This window comes from Flavobacterium sp. KKT103 (assembly GCF_055640565.1).
Genome location: NZ_CM145766.1, coordinates 258,560 through 283,591, shown reverse-complemented (window position 1 = coordinate 283,591; position 25,032 = coordinate 258,560). Strand labels below are relative to the sequence as shown.

The following is a 25,032-nucleotide window of genomic DNA, read 5'->3' as shown; positions in this document are numbered from 1 at the left end:
TTCTATTTGAATTACTTAAAGTTGAAGTTACCTATGGTTAAGAAAAGGTAATTCGTTTGTCATTAATAGCGTCAATACGCAACATTTTATAGTCTAAAATATAATTTTGATACATGCGCCAAGGTGCTTTGTTTCCTTGACTTGGCAAAGTTTTGGCTGCTCTAGTAATATAGCCGGAGTTGAGGTTTAGTAAAGGAATAGGTTGCAAATTAGTTTCAATCACCTGTACCTTCATGGCTTTGTAATTGTGTTTGTCTAAATAATGAAGTGCTCTTGAAATATATTCACTAGTCAGGTCACTTTTTAAAGTCCAGGATGCATTCGTGTAACCAACAAAAATAAAGAAGTTAGGCAAGTCGCTTAACATTAATCCTTTGTACACAAATGATTTTGAAACGTCAAAGGGTTTTGAATCAATTTGAAATTGCACTCCTCCAAAAGCAACGAGATCGAGTCCTGTTGCCGTAATGATAATATCTGCTTCAAGTGTTTCTCCTGATTGTAAAACAATTCCGTTGGGTACAAAGCGATCAATGTGGTTTGTAACCACAGCTGCTTTTCCTTTTCTGATGGCTCTAAAAAAATCGCCATTGGGAGCAATACAAAAACGCTGTTCCCAAGGGTTGTAATTTGGAATAAAATGCGGGTCAACAGGAAAATCACCCAAACCTTTTTTAGCTCCGTTGATGATGAAATTTTTCATCTTCTCAGGAAAGTATTGGCACAGATTATAAAAAACGATCGTGTACAAAATGTTTTTGTAGCGAATCAATTTATAAGCCATTTTTTTAGGAAACCAACGTTTTAGTTTAGCCGCCATTTTATCATGATTAGGTAAGGCAGCAATATACGTAGGGGAACGTTGCAACATGGTCACCTTTTCCGCTTCTGCCGCGAGTTCCGGAACAATTGTTACCGCGGTAGCACCACTACCAATAACGACAATTTTTTTATTGGCTACAGCCATATCACTAGGCCATTGCTGCGGATGAATTATATGACCATTAAATAGTGACTGATCTTTAAATTCGGGTGTGTAGCCTTTAGTGTAATTATAATAACCGCTGCAACTAAAAAGAAACTGACAGGTATAAAGCGACTTTTCGTTAGTAACCGGGTTAATGGTGCTGATAGTCCAAAGTTTTGCATGAGTATTAAAATTAAAAGTAACCGCCTTTTGCTGGTACCTAATATGTTCTCTAACTTTATATTCATCAGCAGCTTCGTTGATGTAATTTAAAATTGTTGCGCCCTGAGCAAATGAATTCTTGTCTTCCCATGTTTTGAAGGAATAACCAAAGGTGTACATATCCGAATCAGATCGAATTCCAGGATATTGAAATAAACTCCAGGTTCCGCCCACTTCGGTTCGTGCCTCCAGAATTAAATAACTTTTATTCGGGTTTTTGCGAGACAAATGGCAAGCAGCACCGATACCTGATAAACCGGCTCCTATAATTATAACGTCCTTGTGATTGGAATTCATTTTATGTTTATTGAAAATAATGCTGTTGCAAAATACAAAATACCTAGCATAAAAAACACCATAATAATTGTAGTTATTATGGTGTTATTGTATTTATGATGTTCAGAATAAAAAAGCAATAATTACAATTTAATAAATACTTGCCTTAGATACTTTTAACAAATTCTAAAAACACTTGCTTGTGTAAATCCAAGTCCAAGTTGGGAGATAGGGAAGCACGTACAATATAATCTTTGTCGCCTTCCTTAGTCGTTCCTTGTGTTGAGGTTGCTGGAATTGTCCAATAACATCCTTTTAGTTGACCATAGCTTACGCAAAATTTACTCTCGTTAGGTATCTTCGTAATCATTAAGTTGATCAACTTTAGGTTTAGTTCTCGCTTATGCGCTTCTTTTTCTTCAGGAGTATTTCCTTTGGTTGGTAAGTCTAATGAAAAAACAGAAGGAGTAAAACCTTGGCTCGCTGGTTCTTCGGATACAAAGTTGATTTTAGCATCAGGCAATTCTTTAGTAATAAAATTGACAAAGTCACGTGTGTTTACATACGCGTCAGCAATTCTCTGATTCATCGATGGTAATTGCTCCGCTAAAATAGCATATTGCAAGTCGGTCGCTTCGTTGTCACAAATTGCTAGGTGTAAAGCGATTTTATCCATTAAAGCCGTTGTTTTTTCATTTCCAACGCAATAACCAGCGGTACATTTTCCGCCACTTGGGAATTTAGACCCGCTAGCAAAGGAAATCGTTCTTACGGTGGCAAGGATATCTTCTTCACCTAGAAAATGAACATTAGGACAAAAAGTTTGGTCTAGTATAAAAACGGCATCAATAGCGCTACTTCCTGATGCTGTTTTACGTTCTTGGCTTAATGCATTTTTTAAATCGATAAGGTTAGGAACTTCAACTCTTGGGTTGGTTGGAATCTCAGCAATTATGTAAGGAACCGCATCTTCAAGAGCGATTTGAGCCAGTACGGTATCAATACTTTGCACCATATCGTTATCCCCATCAACAAGAAGGTCTACAATTTCGACATTTGACAAGCATTCAGCAACACGTCGTGCCTGATCGTTTGTTCCACCATAACAATTAGGAGGTACAATAATTTTGATAGCTTTGTTAGGGTGATTGATAGCAGCATCATGAACTAATCCCATCATGATAGCGTACTGAATAGATAATCCGCTGGATGCTACAAGTGGCGTAATAGTCGTATTTGTTATGTTTTGAATAACTTTTAAAACGGCTTTTTTATCGGCAGCAACAGTACTTTTAGTTGCAGTACTTTCTTTTTGCGAAACAAGCGATTGTAAGGCAATTAAAGAGTCAGCTGGAGTCATAGCAACCGTTTCTCTGCGTCGAACGTGTTGAATTGCTGCAACATAATTTTCGTTTTCAGCTCCATTTACAACTAAAACACTTCCTAGTTCTCCGTGAAGACTAATATGGAAATCAACAGAGGTTGGAATCGCAATTTTGCCCACATTCTCCTCCGATGTGATTAAAATCGTACTAGCATCCGAAGACGGAATCATGCTACTATCCGTTATTTTCTTCAAGTCAAAGGAGTAGCCGTAAATATTTTTGATAATTTCAGCATCAAAATGAGTTGGCAACGGACCTATATGATAGATGTTGGTTGCTTTATTGTCTAAACTGTTTTTTCTTAAAACAGCTAGTATAGGAGTAGTTTTTGATGCAAAACTAATCACATTATCCGCTTTTAGGTTGTTTAGTTTAGCGATAGCCCACTCTAAAACGCAAGACAAAGGATGTCCCAGTCGTATGTAATCGTATGCAGTTGATAAATTATCTAAAGCTACTGTCGTCGCATTATTTTGGTTGTACAACGCTTCGAATTGATCTAAGAACTGCGTTTTGGCTAATTTCTCTTCATAAATATCTAGGCGATGTGTTGTTGTGCTTAACCATCCAGCTGGCATATTGCTTAAAACGTCTTGTATATAGGGTAATAAATTGTTTGTCATGATAGCATTTTTAAATCGGGTGCAATTTACGATAATTAGATTTATTTATAGAAGGGTTCCCTGTTTTGTTACGATGGCGTCTCACAGTTTAAACCATGTGAAATAGCAGATTCATTTCCTACGTTCATTCTGTTCGATATAGGATTTCCATTTGTCTTGCTTCAGCTTGCGATTAAGTAGTATCATGAATGTGTTTTGGGTTTGCTTCGTTCCTCGAATAGACTTTTGTTAATGGTCATTGCGAGGAACGACGCAATCTTACGTACGGGAGTACATGAGGGAATCATAGGATTTTTATTAGTGCTACAGCTTGCGATTAAGTAGTATCATGAATGTGTTTTAGGTTTGCTTCGTACCTCGCAAAGACTTTCGTTGGTTGTCATTGCGAGGAACGAAGCAATCCTACTCACGAGAGCAAACAAAGGCAGCGTAGGATTTCCAATTGTCATGAATCAGCTTGTAATAAGGTTTTATCATGAATGTGTTTTAGGTTTGCTTCGTTCCTCGCAAAGACTTTCGTTGGTGGTCATTGCGAGGAACGACGCAATCTTACGTACGGGAGTACATGAGGGAATCATAGGATTTTTATTCGTGCTACAGCTTGCGATTAAGTAGTATCATGAATGTGTTTTAGGTTTGCTTCGTACCTCGCAAAGACTTTCGTTGGTTGTCATTGCGAGGAACGACGCAATCTTACGTACGAGAGTACATGAAATTGATTTGCATGTTCAAATTGCAAAACACAACGATTAGTTAAAAGCAGCACAAATCATTCGTCAGAAATAATTACTCGTCATTTCTACCTTAAGTCCCGCGTGAAGGATGGCAGTGAAAATCCTTTTATGCAGCGCAGCAAATAAAAGATTGCAACGAACAGCCTGACGCACTGCAGCGAAGCGGAGGTGCGGCACGCCCAAAAACAACCACACTAACTCCCTTTTATTTGGTTAAAAATCAGTTGAAAACGCCGCTCAAGGTTCGCTGCTAAAAAGCTTGGTTGGCTTCGAAAAATTTTATAATTTTGCCATCCGAAATTATAATGTAAATTAAAGAAGAAGATGGATATTAAAAGAGTAGCAATAGACGCTGTAAACGAGACGATTGTAATGACAGTGGTTCACATGGATTACAAAGGTCAAGTAGCAAAAAGAATAAACGAAAAAATGCCATTGGCAACTGTAAAAGGATTCAGAAAAGGACAAGTTCCTAAGGATCTTGTTGCAAAACAATACGGTCGTGGGATTAAAGAAGAAGAGGTTAAAAAAGTAGTTGATTTGGCTTTAGAGCGTTTCATTCAGTCTGAAAGATTGAATCTTCTTGGAACTCCGCTTCCTAAAGTAAACGAAAACTTTGATTGGGATGCTGAGGAGTTGACTTTTGAGTACGAAATTGGTTTAGTTCCTGACTTTACATTAGACTTAGAGGCTAAAAACGATATCGTAAAATATGTTGTTACTGCTGATGATAAATTAATCGACGGTCAAGTAGCACGTATCCAAAAACAATTTGGTACTGCAATTCCACAAGAAGTTGTTGCTGCTGACTCTGACGTTACTGGAACTTTCGCTAACGAAGAAAAAGGAATTAACAACGCAACTACTATCGCTGCTGATCTTTTTAAAGACAAAGCGACCTTTGATTTATTCATTGGTAAAAAAGTAGGTGATGTAGTTACTGTAAATACTAAAGGTTTATTCGAAGACGACCACCAATTAATGGACGTTATGAAAGTAGCCCACGATGATGTTCACGGTTTAGAAGTAGATGTTACTTTTACAATCGAAGCAATCAACACGGCTCAACCTGCTGAATTGAACCAAGAATTGTTTGATAAATTGTTTGGTGCAGGAAATGTAGCTACACTTGACGAATTGAAAGCAAAAATTAAAGAGGATGCTGAGTCTCAATTTGCTGCTCAAGCAGACCAAAAATTATTAGCTGATGTTACTGATTTCTTGATCGAAAGCACCAAATTTGATTTGCCAGCTGAGTTCTTGAAAAAATGGTTGCAAACTGTTGGAGAGAAAAAATTATCTCCTGAGGAAGCTGAAGTTGAATACGCTCGTTCTGAAAAAGGATTGCGTTTTCAATTGATCGAAGGTAGAGCTATGGCTCAGTCTGACATCAAAATCACTTTCGAAGACTTAAAAACATTCACAACTAAAAACATCCGTCAGCAAATGGCACAATTCGGACAAACAAATCCTACGGACGAAGAAGTTCAAGGAATTGTAGCTCGTGTATTGTCTAACCAAGACGAAGTAAAAAGACTTTCAGACCAAGTAGTTGCAGAGAAATTATTGGAATTGTTTAAAGAAAAAGCAAACCCAACAACTAAAGAAGTTACTTACGACGAATTTATCGCTGCGTCTTACGGAGAATAAATTTAGTCTTTCAATTGATAAATTCGAAAGTCAAAAGTCCCACAACGGCCTTAGATTAGTAAAATTTTATGATTTGATTACCAAGAGTAAACAATAAAAAATGGTTATATTTGAGCGTCAGAAATTTATTTTTGACGCTCTTTTATTTTTTTAATTCAGGAGCTTATCCAGCCATACGCTGCAAGTTTTCTCCTCTTGTTCTCTTTTTTCTAAGCAAGAAAAGGAGCTTCCGCTGGTCGCTCTTTTCGTGCAAGAAAAAATGAGACAAGATTTCAAAAAGCTTTTCGCTGCTGTCTGGGCTAGAAATAAGACATAATGACACGATTTGTAAAGGGGAACGACCTTTGCAATACCGATACAACAATTTAGAGATAAAGTAATTTAGAACACATACACATGAACTACGGTAAAGAATTTAAAAAGTTTGCTACAAAGCACCAAGGAGTAAATGCCATGTATTACGATAAAATCGTTGCGGCAATGAATCCTACTAATATGACTCCTTATATTATTGAAGAACGCCAGTTGAATATTTCTCAACTAGATGTTTTTTCTAGATTAATGATGGATAGAATTATTTTTCTAGGAACAGGAATCGATGACCAAATTGCAAACATCGTACAAGCACAATTATTATTCCTAGAAAGCGCAGATGCGTCTAAGGACATACAAATTTACTTGAACTCTCCAGGAGGAAGCGTTTATGCAGGTCTTGGAATTTATGACACGATGCAATACATCAAGCCTGATGTGGCTACAATATGTACAGGAATGGCTGCTTCTATGGGAGCGGTATTGTTGTGTGCAGGAGCTGAAGGAAAACGTTCGGCATTGCCACACTCAAGAGTAATGATTCATCAACCATCAGGAGGAGCACAAGGTGTTGCTACTGATATGGAAATCAACTTAAGAGAAATGTTGAAATTAAAAGATGAATTATACAACATCATTTCACACCACTCAGGACAAACTTTTGATAAAGTGCACAAAGACAGTGAGCGCGATTACTGGATGAAAGCTGATGAAGCGAAAGAGTACGGAATGATTGATGAGGTTTTAAGAAGAGGATAAAAATACAGTCGAAAGTCGAAGGTCGAAGGTCAAAAGCAATGCTGTGAACTTTCGACTTTATGACTTTATGACTTTAGACTATAAAGAATGGCGAAAGAAAAATTAGAATGTTCGTTTTGTGGTAGAAAAAAGCCAGAAACGAATTTATTAATAGCAGGAATCGATGCGCACATTTGTGATAAATGTATCGAGCAAGCACACGGAATCGTTTTAGAAGAACTAAAATCATCAGGTAGTGCTAATCTTGTAGGTGATTTGATTTTGCAAAAGCCAAAAGAAATTAGAGCTTTTCTAGATCAATACGTTATTGGTCAAGATCAAACTAAAAAAGTAATGTCGGTTGCTGTTTACAATCACTACAAACGTTTAATGCAACAGCAGCAAGACGATGAGGTAGAGATTGAAAAAAGTAACATCATCATGGTGGGTCAAACCGGAACCGGAAAAACATTAGTAGCTAAAACCATTGCTAAAATGTTAGACGTTCCCTTGGCTATCGTTGATGCTACGGTATTAACAGAGGCTGGTTACGTAGGTGAAGATGTGGAGAGTATTTTAACTCGTTTGCTTCAAGCTGCGGATTATGATGTAGCCAAAGCAGAACGCGGAATCGTATTTATCGACGAAATTGATAAAATTGCTCGTAAGAGCGACAATCCATCGATTACACGTGACGTATCAGGTGAAGGGGTGCAACAAGCATTGCTAAAACTACTAGAAGGAACAGTAGTAAACGTACCACCAAAAGGAGGTCGTAAGCATCCAGACCAAAAATTTGTTGAAGTAAATACCCAAAACATCTTGTTTATCGCTGGTGGTGCTTTTGACGGAATCGAAAGAATCATTTCGAAACGTTTGAACCGCCAAGCTGTTGGATATTCGACTTCTAAAACAGCGGACAATATCGATAAAGACAACTTGTTACAGTATATTATTCCTAAAGACATCAAGGATTTTGGATTGATTCCAGAGATTATTGGTCGTTTGCCAGTATTGACACATATGGATCCATTAGACAGAGAAACATTGCGTTCGATCTTGACTACTCCAAAGAATGCTTTGATTAAGCAATACCAAAAATTATTCTTAATGGACGAAGTCGAATTCACCATTACAGATGAGGCTTTGGATTTTATTGTTGATAAAGCATTAGAATACAAGTTAGGAGCACGTGGATTGCGTTCGTTATGCGAGGCAATTTTAACGGATGCCATGTACGAATTACCTAGTTCAGATGATAAAACTTTAGTGATTGACGCAGAATATGCACAAGAAACTTTAAATAAAAATCTATTGAAAAGATTGGAAATAGCATCGTAACCATTGCATTTTTCTCAAAAATAACAACCTGTTCATTGATTTGGACAGGTTTTTTTATGGGTAAATTACAGTATTTGTTATTGTGTAATAAAAGTGGGAGGTTCTTTTTTTTATGCGCTTTAGATTACCGATTTTTGTTGAACAATCAATTCATTAGGTCATGGCAATAGAAGACAAAGAGATTATTTTATTAAAAGTTTCTGGACAGGATAAGCCCGGTGTTACAGCGGGACTAACTGCAGTATTAGCCAATTACAATGCTATTGTTTTAGATATTGGTCAGGCTGATATTCATGAAACACTTTCTTTAGGGATTTTGTTCCAAATAGAAGCGGGTTCTAATGCCGCTCCCGTTCTTAAAGATCTATTGTTTAAAGGTTATGAACTAGGAATTAAAGTAAAGTTTGTTCCTATTTCTATTGATGATTACGAAGGTTGGGTACAAACACAGTCTAAACAACGCTACATTATTAATATTCTAGGCGAAAAATTAGCTGCAAAGCAATTAGCTGCCGTAACGAAAATAATGTCAGACCAGCATTTAAATATTGATTCAATCAAAAGGCTTACGAGTCGTGCATCCATAATAATTGAGGAGGACAATCCTCGTTCTTGCGTGCAATTATCGGTTTCAGGAATTATAGAGGACAAGGCGAATATGACCGCTAGCTTCATGGAAATATCAAGAACGCTAGATGTCGATATTTCATTCCAAGAGGACAATATCTACCGCCGAAACCGCCGCCTGGTTTGCTTTGATATGGATTCAACTTTGATCCAAACTGAGGTAATTGACGAATTGGCGGACTTAGCAGGAGTAGGGGAACAGGTTCGTGCCATAACCGAGGCGGCAATGAATGGTGAACTTGATTTTAATGAAAGTTTCAAACAGCGTATGGCCTTACTAGAAGGTTTGAGCGAAGAGGTACTTCAGAATGTGGCAATAAACTTGCCTATAACTAAGGGAGCACATCGCTTGATGCGTGCCTTAAAATACTACGGCTATAAAACAGCAATTCTATCGGGAGGATTTACTTATTTTGGTAAGTATTTGCAAAAAGAGTTAGGGATAGACTACGTTCATGCCAATGAATTAGAAATAGTAGATGGTAAATTAACAGGTAAGTATATTGGTGAAATTGTTAACGGAGAAAAGAAAGCCGAATTCCTAAAAGCAATCGCCGAAAAAGAAGGCATTCACATTAATCAAACAATTGCAGTAGGCGATGGCGCTAATGATTTACCCATGCTTAATTTAGCAGGCTTAGGAATTGCATTTCATGCTAAACCAACAGTTAAAGAAAGTGCCGAGACTTCTATTTCGAGTTTAGGACTTGATGGGGTTTTGTATCTCTTGGGTTACCATGACAGGCATATTGATATGGTGTAAAAGTAATAGGTGTTATTTTTTTGTCAGTAAATCAAGCAATAACGATTGTTACACCATGATTTTAACTTGCATACTCTTCAACTGCTCTAAATAATCCCGTTGGTTAGACAGTCTTGGTATTTTATGCTGACCACCTAGTTTGTTGTGATCTTTTAACCAATCATAAAATAAATTGGCACGCCCGACATTTATCACTAATGGATTTAGAGTCATGTTGTTGTATCTTTTGGCTTCGTAATCAGAGTTTAAGGATTGCAGTGTATCATCAAGAATAGCTCTAAATGCTTCCATATCTTCCGGTTTTTTCCTAAACTCAATCATCCATTCGTGGGCTCCTTTTTCTTTGTCGATCATAAAAATAGGCGCAACTGTATAGTCAATAACTTCCGCATTTGTTAAGCTACAGGCTTTAGCAATCGCTTGATCGGTGTTTTCGACCATTAATTCCTCACCAAAAACATTAATATGGTGTTTCGTTCTACCAGTAACTCTAATTCTAAAAGGGCTTAAGGAAGTAAAGCGAACCGTATCGCCTATAAGGTAGCGCCACAATCCAGAGTTAGTCGTTATCACAATTGCATAATTCTTATTCAATTCGACATCCGCTAGACGGATCACTTTTTGATTGGATGTACCAAAGGTATCCATTGGAATAAATTCATAGAAAATTCCGTAATCCAACATCAACAATAAATCACTTGAATTGTTTGAATCCTGAATCGCAAAAAAGCCTTCGGAGGCATTGTAAATCTCGTAATATTTAAAGTCTTTTTTAGGAAGTATCGTTTTGTATTGGTCACGGTACGGATCAAAATTTACACCGCCATGAAAATAAACTTCTAGATTAGGCCAAATATCAAAGAGGTTGTTGTTACCTGATTCCAGTAGCATTTTATTGAGTAACACTAACATCCAAGAAGGAACACCGGCTAAACTAGTTACGTTTTCTCTTTTAGTTTCGTTGATGATGGCACCCATTTTAGTTTCCCATTCGTGCATTAACGAAATTTTGTTGCTAGGTGTGCTGCTAAACTCTGCCCAAATTGGCATGTTTTCGATCAATATTGCTGATAAATCGCCAAAATAAGTATTATTGTTTTCATAAATTTGAGAACTTCCACCTAAGCGCAAACTTTTGCCAGTAAACAGCTCTGAGTTTTCGTTATTATTTAAATAAAGACATAACAAATCCTTGCTGCCCTTATAGTGGCAATCCTCTAAAGCTTCATTACTCACCGGGATAAATTTGCTCTTGGCATTGGTCGTTCCGCTGGATTTGGCAAACCATTTTATAGGCGTTTCCCAAAAAACATTTTGTTCTCCCTGCCGCGTACGCTCTATTAACGGCTGCAATTCTTCGTAGGTCGAAATCGGAATTCTCTCAGCAAAAGCAGTGTAGGAAGTCATTGAGTCAAAATCATATTTTTTTCCTACAACCGTATATTTTGACGCCTGCACTAAATTCATAAGCAATTCCTCTTGAACCTCATTAGGGTATTTCAAGAAAAGTTCGATCTGATGGATACGCTGTTTGAGTACCCAGGATGCAAACGAATTGATTAGTTGTGTTGGCATTTAATAATGAATAGGGTTATGAAATTTACCTTAGGAATGATAACTTTACCAAAAATAGCAAAATTTGTTAAACATCATATTTAAAATTTAAACTTAATGCAATACCAAGGAGTCCTAACAAAAATGCAAACCGAATTTGGAGACCTTATTCAATACTATTTGGTTTTTGAAGATAGTTTTTTACACCTGAATCAGTTATTGGATAAAACTATTGCCATTGAATTCAGCGGCTACCAATGCTTGAATTGCGGTAAAAAGAAAAAGATTTTCCGTCAAGGATTTTGCTACGATTGTTTTTACTCCAGCGCACAAGTGGGTGATTGGATCATGAAACCCGAGCTGAGCACGGCGCATTTAGGTATCGAAGACCGTGATTTAGTTTATGAGCAAAAGGTGCAATTGCAACCACATATTGTTTATTTAGCCTTGTCAAGCGAGGTAAAAGTGGGGGTTACCCGTGGCACGCAAGTCCCAACCCGATGGATCGATCAAGGGGCTAATGAGGCCATCGCTATCGTCGAAGTACCCAATCGATACCTTGCAGGAATTACGGAGGTAGCCTTAAAAAACCATTATGCTGATAAAACCAACTGGCGTAAAATGTTGACAAATGACATTGAACCAACTGATTTAGTGGCGGAGCGATTGAAAGTACGGGACTTAATTCCGGCTGAGGTGCAGGAATATTTCTATAATGATAAACATGATTTGTACGAGATGCATTATCCCGTTTTGCACTACCCCACAAAGGTCAAAAGCTTAAGTTTGGATAAAACTCCAAGTTTTCAGGGCAAGCTAACAGGTATAAAAGGCCAATACTTGATTTTTGAAGACGGAACCGTATTTAACGTTCGCGGATCAGAAGGGTACGTAGTCCGAATTTCAGTTTAAGCCCATTTTTTGGTGCGTGACCCATTTTAAAAATAAGAAAAATATTTTTAAAATGGGTCGGGCTATTCGCTATATCTTTTATACGGTCCCAAAAAACGGGACTCTATAAAAGGATGCCGCTTCTATCCCTCACGCGACTCAATGCTGGAGAGCACGTTTTGTTTCCTATTGACGCTCATTCATAAATTAAAAAAGAGAAATCAGATTGCTGATTTCTCTTTTCTAGTAAAAACTAGTCTCTATTTATTGACACTGGTAGTATCCACTGCTTTTTTCTTTTTATTAAACAAGCCGTTTATAATAGTGGTTGCTTTGGCTTTCACCTCCTCTTTGGCTTTTTCCTGTACTTCTGCTTTGGTCGTAGGTAAAACAGTTTTAGTTGTGTCACCTGGTTTTTTGTTTTTATTGATCAAATCTGTAAGCGCTGAAGTTCCTTTATTCACTAGGCGTTCTTTTTGCTGCTGCACCAATTGATTGGTCAAATTAGTAACAGCAGTTTTGATATCCGTACTTATTTTTGGACTAGAAAAACTACCTGTTAAAATAGCATTAATCGGAATATTTTCAAACTTAGCCGCATCCGCAGGTGTTAGTTTGGCAATTAATGCACTAGCTTCGGTTCCCAAATACTTACTTGGAACATCAAATTTCACATTGTAATTCATAACCTGATCAAAACCATGTGTTCCGCCTATTGTGGCTTGAATGTCTTTGTATTTAATAGTGAACGGCTTTACATTTACTTTTCCGTCTTTAAAAGTTATAGCTGCTTTTATATCATTCAAATTTAATTTACTAACGTCAATAAATTTTAAATTGTTACCCAATGCAGTTAGTAAAGTAGAGTTATCAGCGTTGACAGTGGTTGACAGCAATTGTCCTAACAAATCTCCTGTTAATGTTTTTAAATCGGGGCTCATAGAATCGGTTAGATTTCCGTTCAATTTGATAGTTGAGTTCAATTTCCCGTTGATAATTCCGGCAAGCGGAGCTAACTTTTTAAGTAGGTCTAATTGAGTAAATGATTCTGCGATATTAACCTGATTTAAGCCTAAATCCATCGCAAAAGTTGGAGTTTTACCTTTGGTAGAAACAGCACCATTTAGTCCTATGGTACCACCAAAAATACTTGTTTTAACGTTATCCATGGTTAATTTTTCGTCTTTTACGATCAGTTTTCCGGACACATTTTTTAGTGTTAAATTATCGTACAATACCGTATTTGCTTTTGCGGTAAGCGTACAATCTAAGAAAGCAGGTATTTTCATAGCCTCGGCTGGCTTTGTTTCTGTTTTAGTGGTTGCAGTTTCTGTGGTCATAAAGTCACTCACCGCTAACTGATTTGAGGTCAGGTTAAAGTTTCCTTCTAAATTTTGATTCTTAAAAATAAAACCATAAAAATTTTCTAACACTCCTGTTACGCCAATATCACTTTTTCCTGTAGTGGCTTTGAACGCTTTTAAATTAACTCTACTAGGATCAAATTGAATTAAAGCTTCACTTATGTTCAAAGTTTTGCCGTTTTCATCCACGTACTTAAAATTAGAGAGGCTCATGGTACCTGCGTTATCGATTTTTTGATATTCGCTTTTTTCGACCGAGGCCATGTCAAATTTAGTAATAACATTCGCATTTAATATTCCTGACAACGGTTTGTCTAGTTTAATTGGATAGGCTTTGGAAAGGTTAGCCAAATTTATCGTCCCTTTCAGCATAGCGTCAACAAGAGCATTTTGGGTTATGTTTTTTATATTGGCTTTGGCGCTAAAAACATCTTGATCAATTTGAAACGAAAGCTTGTCTAGGTTCACATAGGTGTCATTTAGAATTCCCGTTTCGTTGATTATTTTAGTATCAATGACAATATTTTGAACTGATTTAGGTAAATTAGGATATTTAAAAGAAGCATTATTGGATTTGATGTCCACATTAAACTTAGGAACACTGGTGTCAGAGTATAATCCTTTAGCAAAGCCTGCCACTGTAAAATCACCAGTAGTTTTTACATTGTCTAAACTAGCTGCATAAGCTGCAGGAATGATACCCAAGAAATTCTTGAAGGACGAGGTAGGTGTTTTGAATTTTAAATCATACTCCTGACCTGCTTCTACTAATTGTATGAATCCATCAAATTCCAATGGTAATTGGTTTACTAGGGCTTTGTTCTCTTTAAAAGTATACTTGCTATTGATTAAATCGATACCTAAAGTCGCATCTAATGTCAACGGTACTTTATTCATGTAATTCACCTTATCCATATCTAGGCTAATCTTAGCAGTGGACTTTGTCTTTAAATCTAATTTTGAAGCTGTAAAATCACCTGTTCCTTCATGGTTTAAACTGTCAATGACCATTTTTATTTTAGAGCCTTGATCAAAATAACGAAACGTGAAATTTTCGACCTTGTAGTTCTGAATGTTCAGTGCCAGCGGTTTACTTTTGCTATCATCAGTTGCTTTATTATCCTTTATTGCAATGTCATAATTACCAACTCCATCTTTATTAAAAATAATGTTTATAAGTCCGTTAGTGGATGAGATTCCGTCAATAATAATGGGTTCATTGTCGCCTTTAAACAATTCTTTGATCGACATTTTTAAATCTACTGTTCCTAACGAAACTAAGGTATCTCCAGCAAAAGGGGCTTTATTGATTATAGCTAGCTTTTGAATGTTGACGGTAGCGTTAGGGAAATTACGAAACAAACTCAAATCAGCCTCTGCAAAACTTACTTTAGCATCCACTTTATCGTTGATAACCTGGGTGATTTTTTCTTTTATTTTACCATGAAAAAAGAATGGTATAGCAAATAAAGAAGCTACAAGTAGTAAGAGTACAATTCCGAGTATTTTTAAAAGTTTCTTTAACATCTGAAGGGAGTATTTTTAATTTTTAAAATTTCCAGCGGTCTTTCTGCAAGATCGATAGTACAAAAATACTATTTTAAAGAAGAGTTACTTTATAATATTGTTAAAATATGTTATGAGTTTTCTCACTATGAAACAGTTGGCAAGGCTACAAGTATAAAAAAATCCGTTTCTTGAAGTAGAAACGGATTTAAAAGGTAAATCATGGAAAGCGGATTTGTATTACTTGATATTTATTTGAAAAGGAAGCATCGCTTGTACTCCTTTTTTCATTTGTAGGTGTTTTACTTCTTGTAATAGTTCGTAATTTTCGGCGCCTATTTCATTTTTTATAAAGTTTTCTTTAGACTGAGCAAAAGGGAATCCTGCAAGTAGATCGTTAAAGTCTTTTTTATACTCAGGATAATTTTGGGTGGTGTATTTTTTAGTTTTTCCTAACATAGCGGCTTCTTTAATGGCTGCATCAAGACCACCAATTTTATCTACTAAACCAATTTTTATTGCCTCGGATCCAGACCAAACTCTTCCTTGACCAATAGCATCCACTTGTTCAAAGGTCATTTTTCGGCCTTGTGCAACATGCGTTACGAAAGTTTTGTATATAAATTCTACTCCTTCTAAAGTAACTGCTTTGAATTTATCATTCAAAGGAACGAAAGGGCTGTATGGTGCCGCATTTTCATGCGTATTAACTTGCTCTACATTGATTCCAATTTTAGTTGTAAGCTGGCTAAAATTGGGTAAAATACCAAAAACACCAATGGAACCCGTTATCGTATTGTTTTCTGCAAAAATGGTGTTTGCATTACAGGCGATATAGTAACCGCCTGAGGCTGCGTAATTACCCATTGATACAACGATAGGTTTAACTTTTTTAGTTAATTCAATTTCTCTCCAAATCAAATCAGAGGTAAGCGCACTTCCACCAGGGCTGTTTATTCGAAGAACAATCGCTTTTACATCTTTATTTTTTCTAGCATCTTGCAAAGAGCGGCGCATGGAACCTTCACCGATGGTATTTACGTCACCTTCTCCACCTTCAATTTCACCTTGAGCGTAAATAATAGCAATTTGGTCTTTGGCATCGCTTATTTTTGAGGTGGTCATGACTTTTTTAGTGTAATCAGCAATTGAAACTGTGTTGTAGTCTTCGTCTTTGGCTACATCAAGTTTCTTTTTGATGTCATCATGGTAGATGTCTTCGTATGCAATGATGTCTACTAATTTTTGTTCTTTGGCCATTTCAGGTGTACGCGCTAGTAAACCGTTAGCAATTTCATTTAATTTTTCGATCGAGATATTTCTGCTCTTGGAAATATCGGCTGTGACTGAGTTCCAAACAGCATTCAGTAAGGCAGTAACTTGCTCCCTATTGGCAGTGCTCATTTCGTTTTCTAAAAAAGGTTCCACTGCACTTTTGTATTTTCCATGGCGAATGACTTCCATCTTTACACCTGTTTTTTCTTGCAGCCCTTTGTAAAATAGGATTTCCGATGACAATCCTTTAAAGTCCATTTCCCCTACGGGATTAATGTATATTTTGTCAGCAACCGAATTTAAGTAATATTCTTTTTGAGAATATGCATTAGAATACGCCATGATAAACTTCCCTGATTTCTTAAAACCAAGTAAAGCATCTCGTAACGCTTTACTTTGAGCCATGCCTAGTTGTGAGTTGCCATTCAAGATCGAAATACCTTCAATATCAGTATCTGTTTTAGCTTCTTCGATGGCATTAATTACGTCGATTAACCCAATATTTTCGCCTTCAGAAAAAATAGTAACCCATGGATCTTTATATTTTCCGGCATAGTCGTATTGAATATTTTCTAAGTTTAATTCGATAACTGAATTGCTTTTGACAGCTATTTTTTCAGAATCACCACCAAAAACTGCCCCTATAAAGAGTATTCCAAAGAAGAATAGCATAAAAAAAACAAATAGACCAATGATGGTCGCCAATACATTTCCTAAAAACTTCATAAATCTTATTTTATTGATAGGTAGCAATTATGTACTAATTGTTACAGTTCTTTTATTTTATTAGGCACCCCTTTGTGCCAACAGTTTGTGCAAATATATTGCTTATTATAAAATTGTTTTAGTTAATTTGTGCTTAATATGAAATCACAACATCAGGTCGTTTTATCGTTGGGTAGTAATCAAGGTAATAAACTAGAAACTATCGAGGCGTGTATTGCTTTAATACATAAGGAAATAGGTACTGTTATACAGGTGTCAAAAATCTATGAAACACCATCTTGGGGTTTTGAAAGTGCCGCTTTTTATAATTGCGCCTTGGTTTTACACAGCTTTCATACTGCTCAAAAAGTCTTAAATTTAGCGTTAAAAATTGAAAAAAAATTAGGGAGAATTAGAAATAATCAAGCGGGGTACCAAGCTCGAATTATTGATATTGACCTAATCGCATTTGATGAAGAGGTTATCAATACTGATAAATTACAAGTGCCACATCCTTTAATGCAAAACAGGAAATTTGTTTTAATGCCTTTTCTTGATTTAGGGATTCAGTGGAAACATCCCGTTTTACATAAGACGGTTACAGAATTGCTAGAATCCACCACTGACTCAAGTACTTGTACTGTGGTTGCAAAAGTGAGCAATCCACTGAGTAGTATTTCATTCGACCAATTCAATTACGTTGCTTTTGAAGGGAATATTGGAGCAGGGAAAACAACTTTAGTTACTAAAATAGCAGAGGATTTTAATGCTAAAACGGTGTTAGAACGTTTTGCTGACAATCCTTTTTTGCCTAAGTTTTACAAGGATCAAAATAGGTATGCCTTTCCATTAGAAATGTCTTTTCTTGCAGATCGTTATCAACAACTATCTGATGATTTAGCACAATTTGACTTGTTTAAAGATTTTTTAGTTGCCGATTATCATATTTTTAAATCACTAATTTTTGCTAAAATTACTTTGGCAGAAGATGAATATCGTTTGTACCGCAATTTGTTTGATATTATTTATAAAGAAATGCCCAAGCCTGACTTGTATGTTTATTTATATCAAAATTCAGAGCGCTTGCTCCAAAACATTAAAAAGAGAGGACGTAGTTACGAACAAGATATTTCGGCTAGTTATCTAGAAAAAATTAATAGTGGCTATTTGGACTATATCAAGTCACAATCGGATTTGAATGTACTTATTATTGATGTTTCTGATAAAGATTTTGTAAAAAATCAAGAAGACTATCTTTTTATCCTAGATGAAATTAAAAAGAAGTTGAATTAGTCTCTATTATCTTTTCAAGGAAAAATGACCTTTTTTCTCCATCCCGGACTCATCAAGTTTTAAAACATACCAGTAATCATCTGCGGGTAATGGGCTTCCGTTGAAAGTACCATTCCATTTTGGATTTTTCGGAGTAAGAATGCCTATTAATTTTCCATAGCGATTGTAGATACTCACCTTGGCAGTAGGAAATTCGAGTAGTCCATCGACTTGCCAATAATCATTATAAGTATCATTGTTAGGTGTGAAATATTTAGGAACTACTATAGCAATGAAGGTTTCGCTGGCACTACTACAAAGGTTTACTTCTCGTACATAAGCAGTTTGGGTTCCGCCAGGAGCGTTATAAAACACATTGGCTTTTTGGTAATCAATTCCGTTTATAGAAAATTCATAATAATCCTGACTTTGACTTAAGTTAATTGTTACGGTAGAATCATTGACGTCGATGGAACTTATTACAGGAACCTCGTGTTCAGTCACCACAATAGTTTTTTCACTAGTACAATTATCGCTATTGGTGATTGTTACCGTGTACGTTCCTATTGTAGTAACTGTAATTTTTTGGGTGGTTTCGCCAGTCGACCATAAATAAGACAAATTGGGTAGTCCAGCGTCTAATAGTAACGAATTATCTTGTTGGCATTTTACAACTTCTTCACTCGTAGTTGATGGAAGAGGAAAGATACGTACCTCGACTGCGGTTCGGCTGGCGCTCGTGCAACTGTTATTGACAGCTTCTGCGTAGTAAGTTGTGGATTGATTTAAAAACGGACTTGTAAAACTATTTCCAGTTGCTAATAGTCTACCGTTATTGGGTGCATCATACCAATTAATTGTTCCTACTGAACTCGTTGCAGTGATTGTTGCAGTTCCAGGGCCACAACTTGAAGAGGGACTTGTGCTTACAATAGTTGGAATCGAGTCAATGGTAGCGGTTACAGCTGTTCGGGTCAATGTGGTACAATTATTTGCCGTTGCATCCACATAGTAAGTGGTTGTACTTGTCAAGCTAGGAGTAGTAAACGCATTACCAGTCGCTATTGCTGTTCCTCCAGTTGCAGTTGTATACCAATTGATCGTGCCTTCAGAAGCCGTAGCCATAAGTGTTACCGGTCCGGCTTGACACCGTGCCGCAGGAGTGGTAGTTGCAATTAGTGGCGTTGGAATTATAGTAGCGGAAACCGCAGTTCTTGTTGCTGTAGTACAGTTTGCATTGTTACCTTCTGCATAGTAGGTTGTAGTTGATGTTAGTGTAGGTGTCGTAAAGGAAGTACCATTAGCAAGTGCCGTTCCTCCTGTCGGACTACTATACCAGGAAACAGTTCCAACCGAAGCAGTTGCTTGCAGTGTTACAGTACCGCTACCGCATCTAGTAGCAGGTGTTGTCGTGGTGATAGTAGGTGTTGCTGTTACTGTTGCTGTTATGGCAGTTCTACTGCTGCTGACACAGCCATTATTAATTGCGTCGATGTAATAAGTAGTGCTGTTAGAAAGGGTAGGTGTGGTGAACGTATTTCCCGAGGCAAGTGGCGTACCACCAGTTGAAGCAGCATACCAATTTATCGTTCCAGCTGAAGCAGTTGCCGATAATTGAACGGAACCCGTATCACATCTTTGAAAAGGAACAGTTGTGGTAATTGTGGGTATCGGAGAAATAGTCGCGATTACAGGAGTTCTAGCTCCAGTTGTACAGCCATTCGCGTTGGTAGCTGCGTAAAAAGTAGTTGTTGTATTTAGTATGGGTGTTGTAAATGATGTACCAGTTGCTAATAAAGTACCATTGGTAGGGCTATCGTACCATTGAACAGTACCACCATTTGCAACAGCTTGCAGTGTGCTGCTTCCTGCCCCACATCTAGTGCTTCCGGTACTTCCAACAATGTTAATCATTGTCATTTTCGTGCTTGCCGATGTTTGAAGAGGTGTTTCACCTGGTAATCCGCCGTACTCAACGATGTACCCTTTTGGCTGGTAGTTTCCGCTAACATCACCAGTTAATACTAAATCATTCCAAGAGCCAGGAATTCCAATCCCAGGTGCTGTAATATGGGCATAATCTTCGTTAGTGCCATTGGATTGATTTGGTTCACCATTGTTCCAAAAAGCGAAGTTAAATGGTGCAGTAGTAGTTCCGTTTGCTTGTCCTATCCAAAAAGTAATTCCGGTCCCTAAATTAGCAAGTCCTTCCGGTCCAGTAACCCATTTCCAAGTACCTTCAATCTCACTATCGCTGCCGCCGATCCATCCTGCTCCTGGCGCTTGTGTACCAGCGAGCTGTGCTTCATCTGCTGCAGTTAAAGTAGCAAGATACCCTTGTAGACCGTAGTAGTTTCGAGCACTAGCAGCATTACGAGCATCTATCCACGAAATTCCAAGTGCTGATACGTATTCATAAAAATGCCCATTACTAGGTAAATAACTAACGTTACTTAAACCTAAGTTTATTGAAAAAGCCCTGTTTCCAGTTGGTGAAAGTGACGAACTGGAATAGACCACATCTTTTATAGCTGCTTCAAAATCAGAATAAGGAATGCCAATTGGGTTAGAGAGTGTGAGTTTTCCTTCTAATGAAGACCAACTACTAGTAATGTTCGGATGAGACCCAATTAAACTCAGTAGGTCTTGCGCAATCACATATCCTGATGCTATTTGTATTGTAACCGATTTGGTTGTTGGTTCTAAGGGGTCATTAGTTATAATGACGGTCTCTACAATTTTTTGTTGAGTACCGGGACAATATATTTGGTTTCCGGTTACCGTTATGGTAGGCGGAATAATTGCAGCAATTGTGCTTTTTTTGTTCTTTTTAAGTAGATGTTTAGTTTTTTCAGTGCTATTAGCAAATCCTGTATTTGAATAACTCAAGGACAGCAGTGCGAATAAAAATAGGAGGCCAAACTTTTTCATGGTGGAAGATACAAAAAGGTAAATAGTAAAACAATTAATTAGGATATTGCATCTTAGCAAACAAATCCCACACCACGATTCCCGCGCTAACTGATATGTTTAGAGAATGCTTAGTTCCTAATTGCGGGATTTCGATGCATCCATCACACATAGCTACAGCATCTTGAGATACACCATGAACTTCATTACCAAAGACTAAGGCGTATTTTGTGTTTTTAGTAACCGTAAAGTCTTGCAAAAAAACTGCACTTTCCACTTGTTCAATAGCTAAGGTAACAATATTTTCCTTTTTTAAGTTTTCAAGTACTTCAAGTACATTTTCTTGGTGTTCCCAGATAACTGTTTCGGTTGCGCCTAAGGCTGTTTTGTGAATTTCCTTATTAGGTGGAGTAGCGGTTATTCCGCACAGGTAAATCTTTTCTATTAAAAAAGCATCTGCCGTTCTAAAAACAGAGCCAATATTGTGTAAACTTCGAATATCATCAAGAACTAATATAAGGGGAGTTTTATCAGAAGTTTTAAAATCTTCAATTGATTTACGTTCTAGCTCGTTGTTTTCCAGTTTTCTCATTCTAAAAGAGGTATTGTTTTTTTAATAAAAAAAGCCCCCGCTTTGGCGGGAGCTTTTTATTATGTCTTAATTTGAAATTTAGCTTTTTGAAGCATTGTCATCTAAAACTACTCCTTTTATTGTTAGGATTTTAGTTGCTTGTCCTTCAGCGTTTGAAGTTACAGTAACTGTTTTTGTAAATGGACCCACTCTATCAGTAGCATATTGTACACCAATTACACCTTTTGCTCCTGGAGCGATTGGCTCTTTTGGAGAAGTTGGAACAGTACATCCACAAGATCCTTGTGTATTAGTAATAATTAATGGTTTAGTTCCATTGTTGGTGAAAACAAATTCACGTTTCCCGTTTGAATTGTGAGCAATTGTTCCGTAATCGATTGTTTCCGAAGCGAAAACCATTCCTGCACCATTAACTTTAACCGTTTTTGCAGCTGTTGCTTTGATTTTTTTAGCAGTTTCTTGAGCGTTAGAAGAATTGATTCCTAAAACGGCAACTAAGGCAAGTAAAAATATTTTTTTCATTTTAATACAACTTTATAATTATTAGAACAAATTTAAAGAAAAAATCGTGCCAATGACTTAAATTTTCCTTAAAAATGCTTTTAATTTTTGATTTAGGCGTTATTCGCCTTAAAATATTTAAATTCGCTGATCTATTTTCTCATTAATTAAAATACAAAATAAGTTGGCATCTAAAGATAAAACGGTTAAAGAAACTCCATTAATGAAGCAGTACAATGAAATCAAAAGGAAGTATCCTGATGCTTGTTTGTTGTTTCGCGTGGGAGATTTTTATGAGACATTTGGCGAAGATGCAGTTCGAGCTTCAAAAATTTTAGGAATAACATTGACCAAGCGAGGAGCTGGCTCAGAAACCGAAACCGCTTTGGCTGGTTTTCCGCACCATTCGATAAATACTTATTTACCTAAATTAGTGAAGGCGGGTCTTCGAGTGGCTATTTGCGATCAGCTGGAAGATCCTAAAATGACGAAAACTATTGTCAAACGAGGTGTAACTGAACTCGTGACGCCAGGTGTTTCGATGAATGATGAAGTGTTGCAGTCTAAAACAAATAATTTCTTAGCTTCGATTTATTTTTCAAATAAAAGCATAGGGGTTTCATTTTTAGATGTGTCTACTGGTGAATTCCTAACTGCACAAGGAAACGCAGAATACATTGATAAGTTATTGCAGAATTTCAATCCCTCTGAGGTTTTAATCCAAAAAAACAATAAAAACACGTTCCGAGAAACTTTTGGTGATGATTTTCATTGCTTTTACCTAGAAGATTGGATTTATAAGGAAGATTACGCCTTTGAGACCTTGACGAAACATTTTCAAACCATTTCATTAAAAGGGTTTGGTATTGAGGAGTTAAAGGAAGGGGTGATCGCTTCAGGAGCAATTTTATATTATTTATCCGAAACGCAGCACAATAAAGTACAGCATATTACGGCAATCCAGCGTATTGCTGAGGATGCGTATGTGTGGATGGATCGCTTCACCATTCGTAATCTCGAATTGTATCACAGTTACAACCCTAACGCAGTTACTTTATTAGATGTAATTGATAAAACGCTTTCGCCAATGGGTGGTCGTTTGCTAAAAAGGTGGTTAGCGCTTCCTTTAAAAGATCCAACCAAAATTAGAAATCGCCATCAAGTGGTGACCTATTTGAAGGAAAACCAAGAGGTTTTGCATAAGATGCAAAATCAAATTAAACAAATATCGGACTTAGAACGCTTAATTTCTAAGATTGCTGCCGGAAAGGTATCGCCACGCGAAGTGGTTTATTTAAAAGAATCCTTGGACGCGATTATACCGATCAAAACTTTAGCGCTAGAAAGTAAGCAGGAAGCCGTTAAGATAATTGGTGATAGCTTGCACAGTTGTGACTTGCTGCGTGAAAAAATAAAAACAACCTTAAATCAAGATGCGCCTGTCGCTGTTGCAAAAGGGAACGCGATTGCCAAAGGCGTAAATGCTGAGCTAGACGAGTTGCGAGCGATTTCTACTTCAGGAAAAGAATTTTTAGAAGGTATTGAGGCTAGAGAGTCGGAACGCACGGGGATTACTTCATTAAAGATCTCTTTTAATAATGTTTTTGGATACTATATCGAAGTACGAAATACCCATAAAGATAAGGTTCCTGCGGAGTGGATAAGAAAGCAGACTTTAGTCAACGCCGAGCGATACATTACCGAAGAGTTGAAAGAATACGAGGCTAAGATTTTAGGTGCCGAAGAAAAAATTCACAAAATTGAATCAGAATTATTTGAGCAATTGGTACATTGGATTGCGACGTATATCAAACCAGTGCAACTGAACGCAAATTTAGTGGCGCAATTAGATTGTTTGTGTTCCTTTACCCAATTAGCTTTAGAAAATAAATACGTTTGTCCTGAGCTCGATGAATCATTTGATTTGGAAATAAAAAATGGTAGACATCCTGTTATCGAAAAGCAGCTTCCTGTTGGGATTCCTTATATTGCTAATGACGTTTTTTTAGATAGAGAAAGCCAACAGCTGATCATGATTACGGGTCCTAACATGTCGGGTAAGTCCGCTATTTTGCGTCAAACGGCTTTAATCGTATTGCTAGCGCAAATGGGAAGTTTTGTCCCTGCTGAAAATGTACGTATGGGAGTTGTAGATAAAATTTTTACTAGAGTAGGAGCCAGTGATAATATTTCGATGGGAGAATCTACTTTTATGGTCGAGATGAATGAAACAGCTTCCATCTTGAATAATATTTCTGATCGCAGTTTAGTGCTGCTAGATGAAATTGGGCGTGGTACGAGCACCTACGACGGAATTTCGATCGCATGGGCTATTGCCGAGTTTTTGCATGAGCATCCTTCAAAGCCTAAAACCTTATTTGCTACACATTACCACGAGTTAAACGAAATGAGCGAGCTATTGCCTCGAATTCAGAATTATAATGTAGCAGTTAAGGAATTAAAAGATACGGTGCTTTTTGTTCGAAAACTAGTAAAGGGAGGAAGTGCTCACAGTTTTGGAATTCATGTTGCTAAAATGGCGGGAATGCCGCAAATTGTAATCTTGAAAGCGCAAAAGCTTTTGAAAAAATTAGAGAAAGATCATTCGGGCGAAGCTTTAAACGGAATTAAATCCGAGAAAGAAGAGATGCAAATGAGTTTCTTTAACTTAGACGATCCCTTACTGGAAGAAATCAAGGAGGAAATACTAAATTTAGATATTAATACAATTACACCAATGGAAGCCTTGATGAAATTAAACGAAATTAAGAGAATGTTGACTCGAAAGTAATTTTTTTTTAATTTTTAAAGTTTAGGTTATCAA

At 37.0% G+C, this 25,032-nt stretch carries 15 protein-coding genes; 7 read left to right on the top strand and 8 right to left on the bottom strand.

Translation table 11 applies throughout. The features are described 5' to 3' along the window. Positions 1-37: 37 nt before the first annotated feature. Positions 38-1,486: a flavin-containing monooxygenase gene (locus ACZ2G0_RS01185; RefSeq protein ID WP_470308640.1), complete on the bottom strand. Its 1,449-nt coding sequence runs from the start codon at positions 1,484-1,486 to the stop codon at positions 38-40. Positions 1,487-1,631: 145 nt separating this feature from the next. Then, positions 1,632-3,473 carry a cystathionine beta-synthase gene (locus tag ACZ2G0_RS01180; protein ID WP_470308639.1) on the bottom strand — a complete coding sequence of 614 codons (1,842 nt, stop codon included), beginning with the start codon at positions 3,471-3,473 and terminating at the stop codon, positions 1,632-1,634. Positions 3,474-4,531: 1,058 nt separating this feature from the next. On the opposite strand from ACZ2G0_RS01180, the gene ACZ2G0_RS01175 reads away from it, so the two are divergent. From ACZ2G0_RS01175 to serB, 4 genes are all read left to right on the top strand, one after another. After that, positions 4,532-5,857, top strand: a complete 1,326-nt coding sequence (locus tag ACZ2G0_RS01175; RefSeq protein ID WP_470308638.1) for a trigger factor — start codon at positions 4,532-4,534, stop codon at positions 5,855-5,857. A 396-nt stretch (positions 5,858-6,253) separates the two neighbouring features. Further along, the gene (gene clpP / locus ACZ2G0_RS01170; protein ID WP_144889473.1) at positions 6,254-6,928 is read left to right on the top strand and encodes an ATP-dependent Clp endopeptidase proteolytic subunit ClpP; all 675 of its coding nucleotides are present in this window, start codon (positions 6,254-6,256) and stop codon (positions 6,926-6,928) included. 87 nt (positions 6,929-7,015) lie between these two features. Then, a complete protein-coding gene (gene clpX / locus ACZ2G0_RS01165) occupies positions 7,016-8,248 on the top strand; it encodes an ATP-dependent Clp protease ATP-binding subunit ClpX (protein ID WP_470308637.1) in 1,233 nt (410 codons plus the stop codon). Positions 8,249-8,408: 160 nt separating this feature from the next. Further along, positions 8,409-9,638: a phosphoserine phosphatase SerB gene (gene serB / locus ACZ2G0_RS01160; RefSeq protein ID WP_470308636.1), complete on the top strand. Its 1,230-nt coding sequence runs from the start codon at positions 8,409-8,411 to the stop codon at positions 9,636-9,638. 48 nt (positions 9,639-9,686) lie between these two features. Here the strand turns inward: serB and ACZ2G0_RS01155 are convergent, their stop codons facing one another. Continuing rightward, positions 9,687-11,213: a GH3 auxin-responsive promoter family protein gene (locus tag ACZ2G0_RS01155; protein ID WP_470308635.1), complete on the bottom strand. Its 1,527-nt coding sequence runs from the start codon at positions 11,211-11,213 to the stop codon at positions 9,687-9,689. A gap of 96 nt (positions 11,214-11,309) precedes the next feature. Between ACZ2G0_RS01155 and ACZ2G0_RS01150 the strand changes: the two genes are divergently transcribed. Continuing rightward, a complete protein-coding gene (locus ACZ2G0_RS01150; RefSeq protein ID WP_470308634.1) occupies positions 11,310-12,104 on the top strand; it encodes a DUF2797 domain-containing protein in 795 nt (264 codons plus the stop codon). Positions 12,105-12,343: 239 nt separating this feature from the next. Here ACZ2G0_RS01150 and ACZ2G0_RS01145 read toward each other — a convergent pair whose 3' ends face one another. After that, positions 12,344-14,974, bottom strand: coding sequence for an AsmA family protein (locus ACZ2G0_RS01145; protein ID WP_470308633.1), 2,631 nt, complete (start codon positions 14,972-14,974; stop codon positions 12,344-12,346). A gap of 219 nt (positions 14,975-15,193) precedes the next feature. Then, entirely contained in the window at positions 15,194-16,954 is a 1,761-nt protein-coding gene (sppA, locus tag ACZ2G0_RS01140) for a signal peptide peptidase SppA (protein WP_470308632.1), read from the bottom strand. Positions 16,955-17,092: 138 nt separating this feature from the next. On the opposite strand from sppA, the gene folK reads away from it, so the two are divergent. Further along, positions 17,093-18,226 (top strand): 2-amino-4-hydroxy-6-hydroxymethyldihydropteridine diphosphokinase, encoded by a 1,134-nt coding sequence (gene folK / locus ACZ2G0_RS01135; protein ID WP_470308631.1) that lies wholly within the window; start codon positions 17,093-17,095, stop codon positions 18,224-18,226. A gap of 6 nt (positions 18,227-18,232) precedes the next feature. On the opposite strand, the gene ACZ2G0_RS01130 is transcribed toward folK, so the two are convergent. The 3 genes from ACZ2G0_RS01130 to ACZ2G0_RS01120 all read right to left on the bottom strand — a co-directional run bounded on the left by ACZ2G0_RS01130 (position 18,233) and on the right by ACZ2G0_RS01120 (position 22,229). Continuing rightward, a complete protein-coding gene (locus ACZ2G0_RS01130; RefSeq protein WP_470308630.1) occupies positions 18,233-21,136 on the bottom strand; it encodes an Ig-like domain-containing protein in 2,904 nt (967 codons plus the stop codon). A gap of 34 nt (positions 21,137-21,170) precedes the next feature. Further along, complete coding sequence (locus tag ACZ2G0_RS01125) at positions 21,171-21,707, bottom strand: RNA methyltransferase (RefSeq protein WP_470308629.1); 537 nt, start codon at positions 21,705-21,707, stop codon at positions 21,171-21,173. 78 nt (positions 21,708-21,785) lie between these two features. After that, positions 21,786-22,229 carry a DUF1573 domain-containing protein gene (locus ACZ2G0_RS01120; protein WP_300286549.1) on the bottom strand — a complete coding sequence of 148 codons (444 nt, stop codon included), beginning with the start codon at positions 22,227-22,229 and terminating at the stop codon, positions 21,786-21,788. Between the two features lie 163 nt (positions 22,230-22,392). Here ACZ2G0_RS01120 and mutS point away from each other — a divergent pair, with 163 nt between their 5' ends. Then, positions 22,393-24,999, top strand: coding sequence for a DNA mismatch repair protein MutS (mutS, locus tag ACZ2G0_RS01115; RefSeq protein WP_470308628.1), 2,607 nt, complete (start codon positions 22,393-22,395; stop codon positions 24,997-24,999). The last annotated feature ends 33 nt before the right edge of the window (positions 25,000-25,032 follow it).